Annotated in this window: 14 protein-coding genes; 5 read left to right on the top strand and 9 right to left on the bottom strand. The window is 70.5% G+C overall.

The window, feature by feature from the left end; translation table 11 throughout:
• The first annotated feature begins 48 nt into the window (after window positions 1-48).
• Together ABD329_RS09335 and ABD329_RS09330 are read left to right on the top strand one after the other, a co-directional pair.
• Complete coding sequence (locus ABD329_RS09335; protein ID WP_309142833.1) at window positions 49-783, top strand: MerR family transcriptional regulator; 735 nt, start codon at window positions 49-51, stop codon at window positions 781-783.
• A 57-nt stretch (window positions 784-840) separates the two neighbouring features.
• Window positions 841-1,323, top strand: coding sequence for a VOC family protein (locus ABD329_RS09330; protein WP_198279483.1), 483 nt, complete (start codon window positions 841-843; stop codon window positions 1,321-1,323).
• 160 nt (window positions 1,324-1,483) lie between these two features.
• Here ABD329_RS09330 and ABD329_RS09325 read toward each other — a convergent pair whose 3' ends face one another.
• Complete coding sequence (locus tag ABD329_RS09325; protein WP_344316215.1) at window positions 1,484-2,434, bottom strand: threonine/serine dehydratase; 951 nt, start codon at window positions 2,432-2,434, stop codon at window positions 1,484-1,486.
• 35 nt (window positions 2,435-2,469) lie between these two features.
• On the opposite strand from ABD329_RS09325, the gene ABD329_RS09320 reads away from it, so the two are divergent.
• Window positions 2,470-3,120 carry a TetR/AcrR family transcriptional regulator gene (locus tag ABD329_RS09320; protein WP_198281585.1) on the top strand — a complete coding sequence of 217 codons (651 nt, stop codon included), beginning with the start codon at window positions 2,470-2,472 and terminating at the stop codon, window positions 3,118-3,120.
• Window positions 3,121-3,177: 57 nt separating this feature from the next.
• Here ABD329_RS09320 and htpG read toward each other — a convergent pair whose 3' ends face one another.
• The 8 genes from htpG to ABD329_RS09280 all read right to left on the bottom strand — a co-directional run bounded on the left by htpG (window position 3,178) and on the right by ABD329_RS09280 (window position 10,932).
• Window positions 3,178-5,124: a molecular chaperone HtpG gene (gene htpG / locus ABD329_RS09315; protein ID WP_198281584.1), complete on the bottom strand. Its 1,947-nt coding sequence runs from the start codon at window positions 5,122-5,124 to the stop codon at window positions 3,178-3,180.
• Between the two features lie 158 nt (window positions 5,125-5,282).
• On the bottom strand, window positions 5,283-5,438 hold the full coding sequence (locus tag ABD329_RS09310) for a hypothetical protein (RefSeq protein WP_020874272.1): 156 nt from the start codon (window positions 5,436-5,438) through the stop codon (window positions 5,283-5,285).
• Window positions 5,439-5,592: 154 nt separating this feature from the next.
• Window positions 5,593-6,039 (bottom strand): nitroreductase family deazaflavin-dependent oxidoreductase, encoded by a 447-nt coding sequence (locus ABD329_RS09305; RefSeq protein ID WP_198281583.1) that lies wholly within the window; start codon window positions 6,037-6,039, stop codon window positions 5,593-5,595.
• 150 nt (window positions 6,040-6,189) lie between these two features.
• Window positions 6,190-6,357, bottom strand: a complete 168-nt coding sequence (locus ABD329_RS09300) for a hypothetical protein (protein ID WP_344316214.1) — start codon at window positions 6,355-6,357, stop codon at window positions 6,190-6,192.
• A 185-nt stretch (window positions 6,358-6,542) separates the two neighbouring features.
• Window positions 6,543-7,220, bottom strand: a complete 678-nt coding sequence (locus tag ABD329_RS09295) for a hypothetical protein (protein ID WP_198279319.1) — start codon at window positions 7,218-7,220, stop codon at window positions 6,543-6,545.
• Window positions 7,221-7,408: 188 nt separating this feature from the next.
• Complete coding sequence (locus ABD329_RS09290; RefSeq protein WP_198279320.1) at window positions 7,409-8,116, bottom strand: dienelactone hydrolase family protein; 708 nt, start codon at window positions 8,114-8,116, stop codon at window positions 7,409-7,411.
• 99 nt (window positions 8,117-8,215) lie between these two features.
• Window positions 8,216-9,277: an aldo/keto reductase gene (locus tag ABD329_RS09285; protein WP_198279321.1), complete on the bottom strand. Its 1,062-nt coding sequence runs from the start codon at window positions 9,275-9,277 to the stop codon at window positions 8,216-8,218.
• Window positions 9,278-9,393: 116 nt separating this feature from the next.
• Window positions 9,394-10,932 carry a Rieske 2Fe-2S domain-containing protein gene (locus ABD329_RS09280; protein WP_198279322.1) on the bottom strand — a complete coding sequence of 513 codons (1,539 nt, stop codon included), beginning with the start codon at window positions 10,930-10,932 and terminating at the stop codon, window positions 9,394-9,396.
• A 207-nt stretch (window positions 10,933-11,139) separates the two neighbouring features.
• Here ABD329_RS09280 and ABD329_RS09275 point away from each other — a divergent pair, with 207 nt between their 5' ends.
• On the top strand, window positions 11,140-11,760 hold the full coding sequence (locus tag ABD329_RS09275) for a histidine phosphatase family protein (protein WP_344316213.1): 621 nt from the start codon (window positions 11,140-11,142) through the stop codon (window positions 11,758-11,760).
• Window positions 11,761-11,865: 105 nt separating this feature from the next.
• Window positions 11,866-13,353, top strand: a complete 1,488-nt coding sequence (locus ABD329_RS09270) for an FG-GAP repeat domain-containing protein (RefSeq protein WP_246618753.1) — start codon at window positions 11,866-11,868, stop codon at window positions 13,351-13,353.
• Window positions 13,354-13,434: the final 81 nt, after the last annotated feature.

The raw sequence follows: 13,434 nt of genomic DNA, 5'->3' as shown, positions 1-13,434 counted from the left end.
GCCAACCCTCAACTCGCCCGTGAACCCTCGATGTGAAGGTGACGAACCGTGAGCCGTACGGACGCCGCGCTGCGCCCCGTCGATCTGGCCCGTATGGCGGGTGTCTCCACCCAGCAGATCCGCAACTACGTCGACGCGGGCATCCTGCCCCCGGCCACCCGCACCCCCGCCGGATACCGCAGACTCGACGACCGGCACCGCAGAGCCCTGGTGACCTACCGGGCCCTGATGCCGGGATACGGCGCGGAGACCGCCCGCGAGGTCATGCGGGCGGTCCACGACGAGGACGTCACCCTGGCGCTCACCCTGGTCAACGCCGGTCATGCCGCCCTCCATGACCAGCGGCTCTCCCTCGAGGCGGCGGGAAAGGCGCTCGAAGTGGTCGCCGAGCAGGCTCCGGACGCGTCGGCGCCGTCACGCTCCGGGCCGCTGCGCATCGGCGAGGTGGCCGCCCGTCTGGGGTTGCGCACCTCGGCCCTGCGGGTGTGGGAGTCCGCCGGTCTGCTGCGCCCGCCGCGCGACCGGAGCACCGGCTACCGCGTCTACGGGCCGTCGGACGTCCGGGACGCCCGGATGATCGACCTGCTGCGGCAGGTCCGCTATCCGCTGCCCCAGATCCGGCCCGTCCTCGACGGCCTGCGCCGCACGGGCGGCAGCGAGGCCCTTCGTACGGTCATCGCGCGACGTCAGGAGGGGCTCGCCCAGCGGGCCACGGCGATGCTCGAGGGCTCCTGCCGGCTGCACCACTACCTCACGGAAAACGGATCGGCCGAGGACCGATGAGTTCCCGGCGGGGGAGCGGTCTGTAGGGGTAAAGGCTCCCCAACGCAGGAGGTACCGATGGTCAGTGACGGATTCACCACGTGCCTGTGGTTCGACGGCCAGGCCGAAGAGGCGGCGCAGCACTACATCTCGATCTTCAAGAACTCCAGGCTCGGACGGATCACCCACTACACCGGGGTCGAGCCGGGCGGCCCGGCCGGGAGCGTGCTGACCGTCGAGTTCGAGGCCAACGGGCAGAAGTTCGTGGGGCTCAACGGAGGGCCGGAGTTCACCTTCAACGAGGCCATCTCCTTCCAGGTCCACTGCGCGGACCAGGACGAGGTGGACCACTACTGGAACAAGCTCTCCGAGGGCGGCGAGGAGGGCCCCTGCGGCTGGGTGAAGGACAAGTTCGGGGTGTCCTGGCAGATCGTCCCCACCGTCCTGATCGACATGATCGCCGACGCGGACCCGCGGAAGGCCAAGCGGGCCACCGAGGCGATGATGAAGATGGGCAAGCTCGACATCGCCGCGCTTCAGGCGGCGTACGACGGCGCATAGCCCACCGAGGTGGACGGCCGCCCGTACGGCATTCGGTCAGGCTGCCGTACGGGCGCGTCCGGCCGTGTCGTACCGCTGAGCAGGTCGGAGGAATTCCGCGACCAGCCACGACGGTGCCGCAGTCGGCCAACGACGCATCGCGCCACTTCCCGCTGGGCGCTCAGTGGCCGCGGGTGAGGTCCGCGGGGTCGGTGTTGGCGCCGCAGAGGAGCACGGCGACCTTCTCCCCGGTCCGCGGCCGGTACGCGCCGGAGGTCAGGGCCGACAGCGCGGTGGCCGCCGCGTGCTCGACCGCGATCCTGCGGTCGTCCCACAGCGCCTGCCGCGCGGAGACGATCGACTCGTCGGACACCAGGACGGACCGCACCCCGTCCTCACGGGCCCACTCCAGCGCGGCCGAGGACACATGGCGGGCCCCGAGCGAGTCCGCCGCCACCGAGTCCACCGGAACGTCGACCACCGCGCCGGCCTCCAGCGCGGCGTTCAGGGCCCGGCAGCCGTACGGCTCCACCGCGACGACGCCCACCCCGCGCTCCAGGGCGGACACCGCGACCCCGGTGAACAGCCCGCCGCCCCCGACCGCCACCAGCACGGTGTCCAGATCGGGCCGGGCCTGGAGGATCTCCTCCATCACGGTGCCCGCCCCGGCGGCGATCAGCGGGTGGTCGTACGCGTGCGAGAGCAGGGCACCGGTCTCGGCGGCGTGCTTCTGGGCGGCGTCCCGCGCGTCGGCGTACTCGGTGCCGATCTGATGGACCTCGGCGCCGAGCCGACGCAGCCGGTCCACCTTCACCGCGGGCGCGGTCTCGGGTACGAACACGGTGGCGGGCACGGAGTGCTGGGCGGCCGCCCAGGCGCACGCCAGCCCGGCGTTTCCGCCCGAGGCGATGACGGCACCCGTGTCCGGCAGGGTGCCCGCCTCCCGGTGGGCCCTGATGAAGTTGAACGCGCCGCGCGCCTTGAAGGTCCCGGTGTACTGGAGGAACTCCAGGGCCAGCCATCCCTCGGCCGCGCCCCACGCCCCCTGCTCCACCGGCGCGAGCGCCACGGGCCGGATATGTCCCGCGACCCGCTGGGCCGCGGCGGTTACGTCCTCAATGGAAACAGTCACTGAAACACTGTAACAACCACTGGTACGCTCGGGGTGTGCGAAACAACCGGGACCGAGCCGACCAGCCCACCCTGGAGGCCATCGCCGAGGCCGCCCTGACCGTCGTCGACGACGAGGGGCCCGAGGCGCTGAGCTTCCGCAGGGTGGCGCAACTGCTGGGGGTCTCCCATGCCACGGTCTTCCGCCGCTGCGGCGACTTCGACGGTCTGGTGAACGCGTGCGCGGACCGGCTGGCCGCGCGGATACCGCTGGTGGGGCAGGACCAGGACTGGGCCACCGCCACCGAGGCCCGCTTCGCCGCGTTCTACCGGGTGCTGATCGAGCACCCCGGTCTTGTGGCGCTGCGGTCGGGCCGCGCCTGGTGGGGGCCGCATCTGCTGAGCCGCCTCGTGGAGCCGCAGCTGGCGCACAACATCGCCGCCGGAATGACGCCCGAGGCGGCGATCCGGGTCTACCGGCGGCTGTATCTGCTCACCCTCGGCGCCGTGGCCTTCGTCGACCACCGCGACGCGAAGCGGGTGCGCACGGCAGCGCGTACCGCGCTCGCCGCGCTGGACCCCGAGGACTTCCCGGCCCTCACCGGAAACCTGGACGTCGTCGTGGCCGCACAGACCGACCACGAGGTCTACCACGGCGCGCTGCGGCAGCTGATCGACGCCTCCGCGGCGGCCTGTCCCGGACGGTGACCGACACGAAGCGGGGCGGGCCCGGGTGGGCCCGCCCCGCCGCACGCCAAGGCGTGGTTACAGCGTCTGCTGCACGCGCTCCGCCACCAGCTTGATGAAGCGCGACGGATCGCTCAGCTCACCGCCCTCGGCGAGCAGCGCCATGCTGTAGAGCAGCTCGGCCGTCTCCCCGAGACCGCTGTCGTCCTTGCGCTCGGCGTGGGCCTTGCGCAACCCGCTGACCAGCGGATGGGTGGGGTTCAGCTCCAGGATGCGCTTGATCTGGGGCAGGTTCTGGCCCATCGAGCGGTAGATGTTCTCCAGGGCCGGGGTGACATCGAAGGTGTCCCCGACGATGCAGGCCGGGGAGGTGGTCAGCCGCGAGGACAGCCGCACCTCCTTGACCTGCTCGCTCAGCGTCGACGTCATCCAGGAGAGCAGCTCGGCGAAGTCCTTCTGCCGCTGCTCCCGCTCGGCCTCCGCCTCCTCGTCCTTCTCGTCCTGCGAGTCGAGATCGACCTGCCCCTTGGCGATGGAGCGGAGCTGCTTGCCGTCGAACTCCGGCACGGCGTCGACCCACAGCTCGTCGATGGGGTCGGTGAGGAGGAGCACCTCGAAGCCCTTGTCCCGGAACGCCTCCATATGGGGCGAGCTCTCCACGATCGACCGGGACTCGCCGGTCATGTAGTAGATGTGCTCCTGCCCGTCCTTCATGCGCTCGGCGTAACCGCGCAGCGTGGTCGGCTGCTCGGCGTCCTGGGTCGAGGCGAACGAACACACCTCGAGGATCGCCTCGCGGTTCTCCAGATCGCTGAGGAGGCCCTCCTTGAGAACGCGGCCGAATTCCTTCCAGAAGGTCGCGTAGCGCTCGGCGTCGGAGGACATGATGTCCTTCACCGTCGAGAGCACCTTCTTCACCAGGCGGCGCCGCATCAGCTGAATCTGGCGGTCCTGCTGAAGGGTTTCCCGCGAGACGTTCAGCGAGAGGTCCGCGGCGTCCACCACGCCCTTGACGAAGCGGAGGTATTCCGGCATGAGCGCTTCGCAGTCGTCCATGATGAAGACGCGCTTCACATAGAGCTGCACACCCCGCTTGCGGTCCTGCATATACAGGTCCTGCGGTGCCCGGGCCGGAATGAACAGCAGCGACTGGTATTCGAAGGTGCCCTCCGCCTGCATGCGGATGGTCTCGAGCGGATCGACCCAGTCATGGCTGATGTGCTTGTAGAACTCGTGGTATTCCTCGTCGGTGACCTCGTCCTTGGGGCGGGCCCACAGCGCCTTCATCGAGTTGACGGTCTCGAGCTCGGGCGCCTTCTCGTCGCCCTCCTCGGCCTGCTCCGCCTCGTCCGTGGTGGCCGGGGCCTGGGCGGGGGCCATCCTGATGGGCCAGGTGATGAAGTCCGAGTGCTGCTTGACGATTTCCCGGATCTTCCAGGGCGAGGCGTAGTCGTAGAGGTGGTCCTCGGTGTCCTCCGCCTTGAGCTTCAGCGTCACGGAGGTGCCCTGGGGGGCGTCGTCGATCGGTTCGATCGTGTAGGTGCCCTCGCCGGTGGAGACCCAGCGGGTGCCCTGGCTCTCCCCGGCGTGCCGGGTCTCCATGGTCACCTCGTCGGCCACCATGAAGCTGGAGTAGAAGCCCACTCCGAACTGCCCGATGAGATCCGCGGAAGCGGCCGCGTCCTTCGACTCCCGCAGCTCCTTGAGGAATTTCGCGGTGCCGGAGTTCGCGATCGTGCCGATGAGCTCCACGACCCCCTGATGCGACATGCCGATGCCATTGTCGCGGACGGTCAGCGTGCGCGACTCCTGGTCGATCTCGATGGCGATGTGGAGATCAGAGGTGTCCGCCTGAAGGCTTTCGTCGCGGAGCGATTCGAGGCGCAGTCTGTCCAGCGCGTCGGATGCGTTGGAGATGAGCTCGCGCAGAAAGACGTCCTTGTTCGAGTAGATCGAATGGATCATCAACTGCAGAAGCTGTCGTGCCTCGACCTGAAACTCGAAAGTCTCGACCCCTGTAGTCAACTGTTTCCCCTCGTGAGATAAGTGTCGACGCCATCAAGCACAGTGCGTCATCGGTAGCTTATCGAAGGTGAGGGGTGTCGAGCGGCCTTCCGGGCAGATGACGGACGGCCGCTCACGGAGCCGGATGCGGCGGCCCCGGGAGACGGGGCCGGAGTGCGTCAGCCGCCGCCGCGCACCTTGCTCCAGTCCAGGGCCTCGGCGGCCTCGCGCTGGATTTCCTCGGCCGCCTCCCTGGCCTCCGCGGGGACGTCGCCGTGCTCCGCCACGAGGCTGTCGTAGATCGGCACGAAGTCTGATTTGTCTGTCGTGGTCATGTGGTGCAACTTCCTTGGGTACGGATCCCGGGTCGGCTCCCGGCTACCCGATCTATCAAACAGGCATGCTTTGACGTCGATCACACGGGGGCGCCCGGTGATCCACCGGCGCCCGGCGCGCCGGAACGGGCCGGGCGCGCCGGGTCCCCACGGGTCAGTGCGCGGTGGCCGCCGCCTCCAGCACGAAGACCGGGATCTGGCGGTCGGTCTTCGTCTGGTAGTCGGCGTAGTCCGGGTACGCCTCGACGGCGCGCTCCCACCACCGGGCCTTCTCCTCGCCGGTGACCTCGCGCGCGATCATGTCCTGCCGCAGCGGGCCGTCCTGAAGTTCGACCCGGGGGTCGGCCAGGACGTTGTAGTACCAGACCGGATGCTTGGGGGAGCCGCCCAGCGAGGCGACGACGGCGTAGGTGCCGTTGTGCTCCACCCGCATCAGCGGGGTCTTGCGGATCTTCCCGCTCTTCGCGCCGAGCGTCGTCAGGACGACCACGGGCATGCCCCGCATGGTCGTGCCCTCGGTGCCACCGGAGCTCTCGATCAGCTCGACCTGATCGCGTACGAACTTCTCCGGGCTCGGCTCGTACTCACCCTGCAACGGCATGATGTCCGTCCCCTCGTCTCGTGTGCGAAAACTCGCCTGGCGTCTCCCCGTGCCGATGGTCAACAAGGGGAGTGCGCGAGATCATCCCGATGGCTCCGGCCGTCGGGGCGGCGACGCGAGGGGATCGGTCGCGGGCTGGGGGTTCGTCCGTCACGCCGCCAAGCGGCGCCGGCCGGGAGAGGGGGAGGGGGCGGAGGTGGAGGCTTCCTGGTCACCGTTCCGCTCCGCCGCGCGCTTCGACTCCTCGGAGTGACGTCCCTGAGGAGGGAAGGTCAGGTCCGGTACGTCGACGACCGGCGGCAGATCGGGAGTGAGCATTGACTGCTCATTTCTGTTCATGGCCAGCGGGTACCCACGGGCTGAGGACTCACCCTGCGATACCGGTCACAGTCGGACATGGCGGTCAGTTCGCCGGTTCGCGCCCGTGTGGGGGCGGCCCGCCGGACGGCCGGTGTGCACCCCCGCGGCACACCGGCCGCCGCGCGGCGGCCGGTGTGGCCGGTTCAGCCCACGCGTTCGATGCGCGCGTTGCGGATCAGGAACTTACCCGGCTCGCGGACCTGCTCGAAGGCGGCGTTGTTGAGCAGGGCGCAGCTGCCTGAGGTCGAGGTGACCGAGACGGTTGTCGACTTGTCGTTGTCGAGATTGGTCACCTTGAGCTTGGTGCCGACCGGGAACTCATTGCTGGAGGCGGCCGGGGCCCCGCCCTCGCCGGACAGGGTGACGGTCGACCCCGCGCAGACGACCTCGCCCGAGGCGCCGGCGCCACCGGCACCGGAGTCCGAGGCCCCCGCCGATGCGGAGGCCGATGCGGAGGCGCCGCCCTCGGCCGGAGCCGCCGCCTCGTCCTGGCCCGCGGCCCCCTCCGCCTGGCCCGCGGCCTCATCGGCGGCGCACCCCGAGGCCTGCTGCTTCCGCTTGATCTCCTCGATGACGGCCTGCCGGTTGGCTATCCGAGCCTGTGACTGCGCATCCGGATTGGCCTGCTGGTCGGCGATGAACTTCTGATTGTTGGCCAGCGCCTGCTCCAGTCCGGCGCAGGCCGTGGAGGACTGCGCCCCGCCCTCGGTGCTGGCGTTGCTGGTGGCGGCCAGCACCCCGGCGCCGGTGCCCGCCAGCGCCAGCGAACCGATCAGCAGGCCGAGCTTCTTCCTGCCGCTGAGTGTCCTTTTGCGTGTCATGTCGACTCCTTTTCGAGCTGTCCGCCATGCCATACGGGCGGATGCGGGAGTCGTCTCAGGGCCGGGCGGAAATTTTCCCGGGAAATGTGGTTGAGAATTGAACGGTAGTGGGTTCTCCGGGTCCGACCTTAAAAGGGCCTTAAGGCTTCATGAAGCCTTAAGGCCCTTTTCGGGGTAAGCCGATTTCGTCAGTCCAGCCGCTGGTGCAGGAAGCCCAGCGTGCTCTGCCAGGCGGATGCCGCGGATTCGGCGTGATAGGACGGGCGCTCGTCATTGAAGAAGGCGTGCCCCGCGGGGTGGAGCCGGAAATCCGGCTCCACGCCGGACTCCTCCCGCATGACCCTCCGCAGCCGCTCCAGATCGTCCAGTGGAATGGTGTTGTCGTTCTCCCCGAAGTGGCCCAGGACATCGGCCCGCAGTCCCGAGAAGTCCGGCAGCTCGCCCTGGATGACGCCGTAGAAGGGCACCGCCGCGCTGACCCGGGGATCGGTGGCGGCCAGGTACAGCACGAAGCCGCCGCCCATGCAGAAGCCGACCGCACCCACCGTGTCGGAGGTGACCTCGGGTCGGCCCAGGAGGTGGTCCACCGCCCCGGAGAGCAGTTCGACCCCGCGCCCCACCGGCAGTTCCCGCATCATCCGGTACGCCTCGTCGGAGTTGTGGGCGACGCTGCCCCCGTACAGATCGGGCGCCAGCGCGACGAAGCCCTCGCGGGCCAGCCGGTCGGTGACATCGGCGATGTGGTGGTCCAGGCCCCACCACTCCTGAATGACGATCAACCCGGGGCCGTGTCCGGACGGCGGCAGCGCGAGGTAGCCGTGCGCGGTGGCCCCCGCGCTGGGGAAGGTGACGTGTCGGCGGGCGGGGGAGCCGGTCGGCTTGGGGGCCTCGGGCATGGCGGATCGCTCCTGTCGTACCGGATCGTCGCTGGCCCCACCCATCGTAGGGACGGCCCGCGCCACCAGGGCGCGGCGCGCGCCGCCACCGCGGGTGCTCTAGAGGATTCCGCTCGTGGCGCGGCGGTGGGTGGAGCGGCGGTCGTCGATCTCGGCCCAGCGGTCGCCGTAGATGTTCTCGGTGATGCCCGGGTCCCGTACGAAGTCATGCGGGAAGCCCAGCGGCACCGCGCTGACCTCGTCCAGCCGTGCCACCGCGGCGGCGTCGAGCCGGACGTCGACCGATCCGAGGGCATCGGTGAGCTGGGACTCCCGGGTGACGCCGACGATCGGGATCACGGTGCCGGGGCGGCCGCGCAGCCAGGCAAGCGCCACCTGGGCCGGGGTCCAGCCGCCCTGTTCGGCGATCTCCAGCACCGCGGTGATGGTGGCCTCCTCGTTGTGTTCCGTGCGGTCGTCCCAGGTGGCATGGGTGGTCAGCCGTCCCGGCTCACCGCGGCGGTACTTGCCGGTGAGCTTGCCGCCCGCGAGCGGGCCCCACGCCAGCACGGCCAGGTCGAAGGCGCGGGCCTGGGGGAGGAGTTCGCGCTCGGGGGTGCGCTCCAGCAGGTTGTAGCGCAGCTGTGAGCCCGCGAAGCTGGTCCAGCCGCGCAGCTCGGCGAGCGTGCCGGCCTGGGCGATCTCCCAGGCGGGCCAGTCGGACACCCCGATGTACAGCACCTTTCCGGCCCGTACCAGATCGTCGAGCGCCCGCATCACCTCCTCGACGGGGGTGAAGTTGTCCCGGGCGTGCACCCACAGGACATCGAGGCGGTCGGTGCGCAGCCGCTCCAGGCTGTCCTCCACCGAACGCACCAGGTTCTTGCGGTGGTTGCCCGCCGCGTTGACATCGCCCGCGCGGGTCGCGCAGGTGTACTTGCTGGCCAGGACGAAGCCCTCCCGGCGGCCCTCGAGAAGCTCGCCGAGGATGGCCTCCGAACTGCCGCCGGTGTAGTTGTTGGCGGTGTCGACGAAATTGCCGCCGGCGTCCGCGTAGAGGTCCAGCAGCCGCCGGCTGGTCTCCTTGGCGGCCCCCCAGCCCCAGTCCTCGCCGAAGGTCATGGCACCCAGGCTCAGCTCGCTCACCCGGAGGCCGGTCCTGCCGAAAAGTGTGCAGCGCACGGTGGTCCCCTTGCGTTGGTCGTGTGGTGACGTGCGCCGACGCTAGGAGTTGAAGAGCGCTCCAGGGCAAGTCGCCGGGCGGTGGCGGCATCGCCGCCACCACCCGGCGCGGCGGGTCACGACACGGCCGAGGCGCGGATGTCGTGTCCGTCCGCGGTCAGACAGCGGCCCGTGGTCAGGTCGTAGCGCCAGCCGTGCAGGGTGCAGGTGAGCACCTCGCCCTCGATCTGCCCGAACCGGCCGAGGTCGGCTCGCAGATGGGGGCAGCGCCGTTGCACCTGCCAGCCGTCCAACACGATGTCCTGGCCGTCGTCCTGGCAGGAGTCGTAGTAGTTCTCCACGTACTCGATGCGCTCCATCGACAGGCACTTGAAGAACACGTACAGGAACTCGTTGTACGGCCCGATCCGGCTGGCGGTGAACCGCATCGACAGCAGCAGGCTGTTGGACCAGTCCACCTCGCGCCGCTCGACGTTGGTGGCCACCAGATCGGCCGAGGTGGACAGCGTGTAGCGGCAGCGCTCACCGTCCCAGAGGCGGACCTCCCGCGCCGGGAAGTCGATCACGATCGGCACTTCGCCCACATCCAGCCGCGCCGGGCCGCCGACTCCCGCGCAGATCCGGTCCGCCCTGGTCAGCAGCGGTTCCCACCACTGCTTCAGCTCGGTCAGCAGTCGCTCGCGCGGCAGTGCGGGGGACCGTGAGGCGCGCTCTGCGGCGAGCGTGGACCGCTGCCGGTCGGCGAACTCCCGCAAGTACGCGGGCTTCTCGCCGAAGATGTGCTCGATCTCCGCCTCGGTGTAGCGGTGGGTGAGCTTGCACGCGGTGTCCTCCGGCTCCGCCACCGTTCCCGGCAGCAGCAGATGCGCCGCCACCTGGGGGCGCGCCCGGCCCAGCTGGCGCAGGAACTCCAGCTGGTCCACGAAGATGCTCTCCCCGTCCTGGCCGGTGCCGTTGTGCTCGAAGAGCTCGTCGTCGAGGAAGCACGGCGGACCCGCGTTGGGGAAGACGTGCTTGGCCTCCACCGCGTCGATGTAACGCAGCGCCCGGTCGAACTGCCCCTGCCGCTTGCGCGCGGCGAACTCCTTCTTGGCGGAGAGCGGCAACTGGTACACCATCGGGTACCAGATCGCCCCGGAGAACTGGACGAAGTACGCGTCCACCTCGCCGAACTCCCGGATCGCCGCGATGTCCAGCGGATGGGCGTCGTTCTGGTTGAGCAGCACGGTCCGGCCGTCGTCCAGCGAGAGCGCGGAGTCGCCGATGGGGCCGTCCCCGGGGCCGGTCAGCGCGGTGATCATGATGCGCAGTCCGTCGCGCTCGACCGGTGTACCGGAGGAGGTGCGGAGGAAGTTGGCGAAACCCAGGGCGCTCAGCTCGCGTTCCAGCTCATCGGTGGCGAAGGCCGGAAGCAGCACGGTGATGTCCTTGCGCACGTTCCGGCGCAGATTCTCCGCGTCGAAGTGGTCGCGGTGCAGATGGGAGACGTACAGATAGTCCGCGGCGCGCCCGTAGTACGCCCAGTCCAGATCGGTGTTGTCCGGGAACGGGAACCAGGAGCCGAAGAAGGCCGGGTTGACCCATGGATCGCAGAGCACCGACCCCGCCGCGGTCTCGATGAACAGCCCAGCATGCCCAAGTCCGGTCACGCGCATACCACAGCACCTCAACCCGGTCGGTGATGTCCGATATCTCCACCGTGTCGGGGTTCATGGCGGTGTGCATCCGCGGCTGGGCTTGCCGGGTGGCGCGATCCGCCACCCGGGTCATGCCGGTGTCCGCGTCATGAGACTGTGGGCGCGAGGTCGTCCGCGGCTTGGCGCGGACCCGGAAGGCGCCCTCCACATGGGCGGAGGGCGCGGATGAGGAGGGGCTGGGTGGTGCGGATCACGTTGGTCGCGCCCGCCGTCAACGCGGCGCTGCGGCAGGTGCGGTTCGACGACGCCCCGCCGGACGCGGCCGGGGTGCGCCCGGCCGGGGCGGCGGCCGCGGCGCAGCCCCACCACGACATGGCGTTCACCGCGCCCTCCGAGCGCTGCCGCGGCACCGCCGCGGCCCTGGGGCTCGACGCCGCGGTGACGCCGGAGCTGCGCGACCTCGACGTGGGCCGCTGGCGGGGCCGTTCGCTGGACGAGGTGGGGCAGGAGGCGCCGGAGGAGGTGGCCGGATGGCTGTCCGATCCGGCCGCCGCGCCGCACGGCGGCGAAACGCTGCTGGAGCTGGTGGAGCGGATCGGGGCCTGGCTGGACGCGCGGCGGGAGGATCCGGCACCGGCCGCACCGCGCGCCCCGGCCCGTGACGCGCGGCTGCTCGCCGTCGTGGAACCGGCCGTGGTCCGGGCCGCGCTCGTGCACGCCCTCGGCCTTCCCGCGCCCACCTTCTGGCGGCTGGACGTCGCCCCGCTGACCGCGACGGAGCTCAGTGGCCGCGCGGGCCGGTGGAATCTGCGCTGCGGACACCCGCTGGCGGGGAGCGCGCCGTGACGAGGGGAGCGCGCCGTAGCGAGGGGAGGGAGCCGCGAGGGAGGCCGCCGTAACGAAATGATCTCTCCGATGGCGCGTCACCGCCGAATGCGCTGTCGTGTCCTGATGGCATCCCCCACCACCAGGCTCCGCCCCGTCACCGCCACCCTCTGCGCCGCCGCGCTGGCGCTGATCACCGCGTGCGGCGGTGGCGGTGGCGGTGGACACGATGAGCCCAAGGGTGGCGACGGGACCGGGAAGAGCACGGCCGCACCCGTCGTCACCCCCACCGCGACCGCTTCCGTCCCCCGGGGCAAGGGCAGCGCGCTGGCGGACGACCTCAACGGCGACGGCCGCCCCGAGCTCAGAATCCCGCTCGCTTCCGACGACGAGGGACTCGGCGGCCTGCGTCATATCGCCTATGTGTACGGCTCGGCGAAGGGCCCCGACCCCGCCGTGCGCACCGTGCTCGGCCGAGACGACCTCGGCCTGCCCGCCGGCGCCGGGTGGCAGGGCACCGCGGGCGAGATGCACTCCGCGACCACCGCCGACCTCGACGGCGACGGCTACGCCGATGTGATCGTCACCGCCACCAAGGAGCGCGACCCGGCCAGTAGCGAGCGCGTGCACATCACCACCCAGACGCTGCCCTACATCGCCTGGGGCGGCCCCGACGGGCCACGCCGGGGCACCCCCGCCACTCCGGTGCGGCTGGCCGACGCCGACGACGGCCTCGAGAACTCGCGGCCCCTGGCGACGGGCGACTTCAACGGGGACGGACACCACGATCTGGCCGCCGTGCGCCAGAGCGGCAAGGACTTCCATGTGCTGTACGGCCCGTTCGGCCGCGACGGCAAGGCGGCCCGCACCGAGACGTACGCCAACCCCCTCGGCTCCAGCGGCCAGATCGCCGAGCTGTACGCCGACGCCATCGACGGCGACCGGCCCACCGATCTGGTGGTGCACGAGCAGGGCGACGACGACCAGACGAGGTCCGCGCTGCTCACGGCGGGCCCGGACGGCCTCGCCACCACCGGCCGCACCCTCCGCAAGGGCAACGCGATCGCCTTCGGCGATTTCGACGGCGACGGGCAGCGGGATGTGGCGGTCGCCGACACCGGCAGCCGCAATGACGAACCGGGCTATGAGACCGAACCCGCGGACGTCAGCCAGTCGGTGAGCGTGTACACCACACGCACGGCCGGCTCGGCCCCCGAGCCGATCCGGATCCCCGCCCTGGGCGGCGATGTGCTCGCCGCCGCCGACACCGACGGGGACGGCACCGACGAACTGGCCGTCTCGCTGCGCACCGGCGGCACCCAACTGCTGACGATCCGCCCGGACGCCCCTGGAGAGATCGCCCACCGCCGCACCCTCGACCGCACCGTCCCCTCCCGCGTGGACGGCCGCGAGGTGCCGAAGAAGCGGCGCGCCGTCAGGCTCTACGGAGCCGGGGACTACGACCACGACGGCAAGGACGAGATCGTGCTGGCCTGGGGCCCGGACCCGCTCTTCGCGCTCTACGGGGAGAAGCCGCAACGGTTCTGGGTGACCGACGGCGCCGACGACAGGGTGGTGTTCACCAGCGAGCCTTATGGCAAGGACGCCTCATGACGCCCGGTGCGCCACCGTACGCGAGTCCGCGCGCGTGACCTCTTCGTCCGGGGAGTGAGCAGCACGCCGCTTCCTTACGTA

The organism is Streptomyces javensis (genome assembly GCF_039525925.1).
Classification (GTDB): Bacteria; Actinomycetota; Actinomycetes; order Streptomycetales; family Streptomycetaceae; genus Streptomyces; species Streptomyces asiaticus.
This window is presented reverse-complemented; position numbering and strand designations above follow the sequence as displayed.

Bases quoted from the DNA above. Each gene is read 5' to 3' on its own strand.
- ABD329_RS09330 (WP_198279483.1), top strand. From the start codon at position 841: ATGGTCAGTGACGGATTCACCACGTGCCTGTGGTTCGACGGCCAGGCC.
- ABD329_RS09310 (WP_020874272.1), bottom strand. From the start codon at position 5,438: ATGACCACGACAGACAAATCAGACTTCGTGCCGATCTACGACAGCCTC.
- ABD329_RS09305 (WP_198281583.1), bottom strand. From the start codon at position 6,039: ATGCCGTTGCAGGGTGAGTACGAGCCGAGCCCGGAGAAGTTCGTACGC.
- ABD329_RS09300 (WP_344316214.1), bottom strand. From the start codon at position 6,357: ATGCTCACTCCCGATCTGCCGCCGGTCGTCGACGTACCGGACCTGACC.
- ABD329_RS09295 (WP_198279319.1), bottom strand. From the start codon at position 7,220: ATGACACGCAAAAGGACACTCAGCGGCAGGAAGAAGCTCGGCCTGCTG.
- ABD329_RS09290 (WP_198279320.1), bottom strand. From the start codon at position 8,116: ATGCCCGAGGCCCCCAAGCCGACCGGCTCCCCCGCCCGCCGACACGTC.
- ABD329_RS09280 (WP_198279322.1), bottom strand. From the start codon at position 10,932: ATGCGCGTGACCGGACTTGGGCATGCTGGGCTGTTCATCGAGACCGCG.
- ABD329_RS09275 (WP_344316213.1), top strand. From the start codon at position 11,140: ATGAGGAGGGGCTGGGTGGTGCGGATCACGTTGGTCGCGCCCGCCGTC.
- ABD329_RS09270 (WP_246618753.1), top strand. From the start codon at position 11,866: ATGGCATCCCCCACCACCAGGCTCCGCCCCGTCACCGCCACCCTCTGC.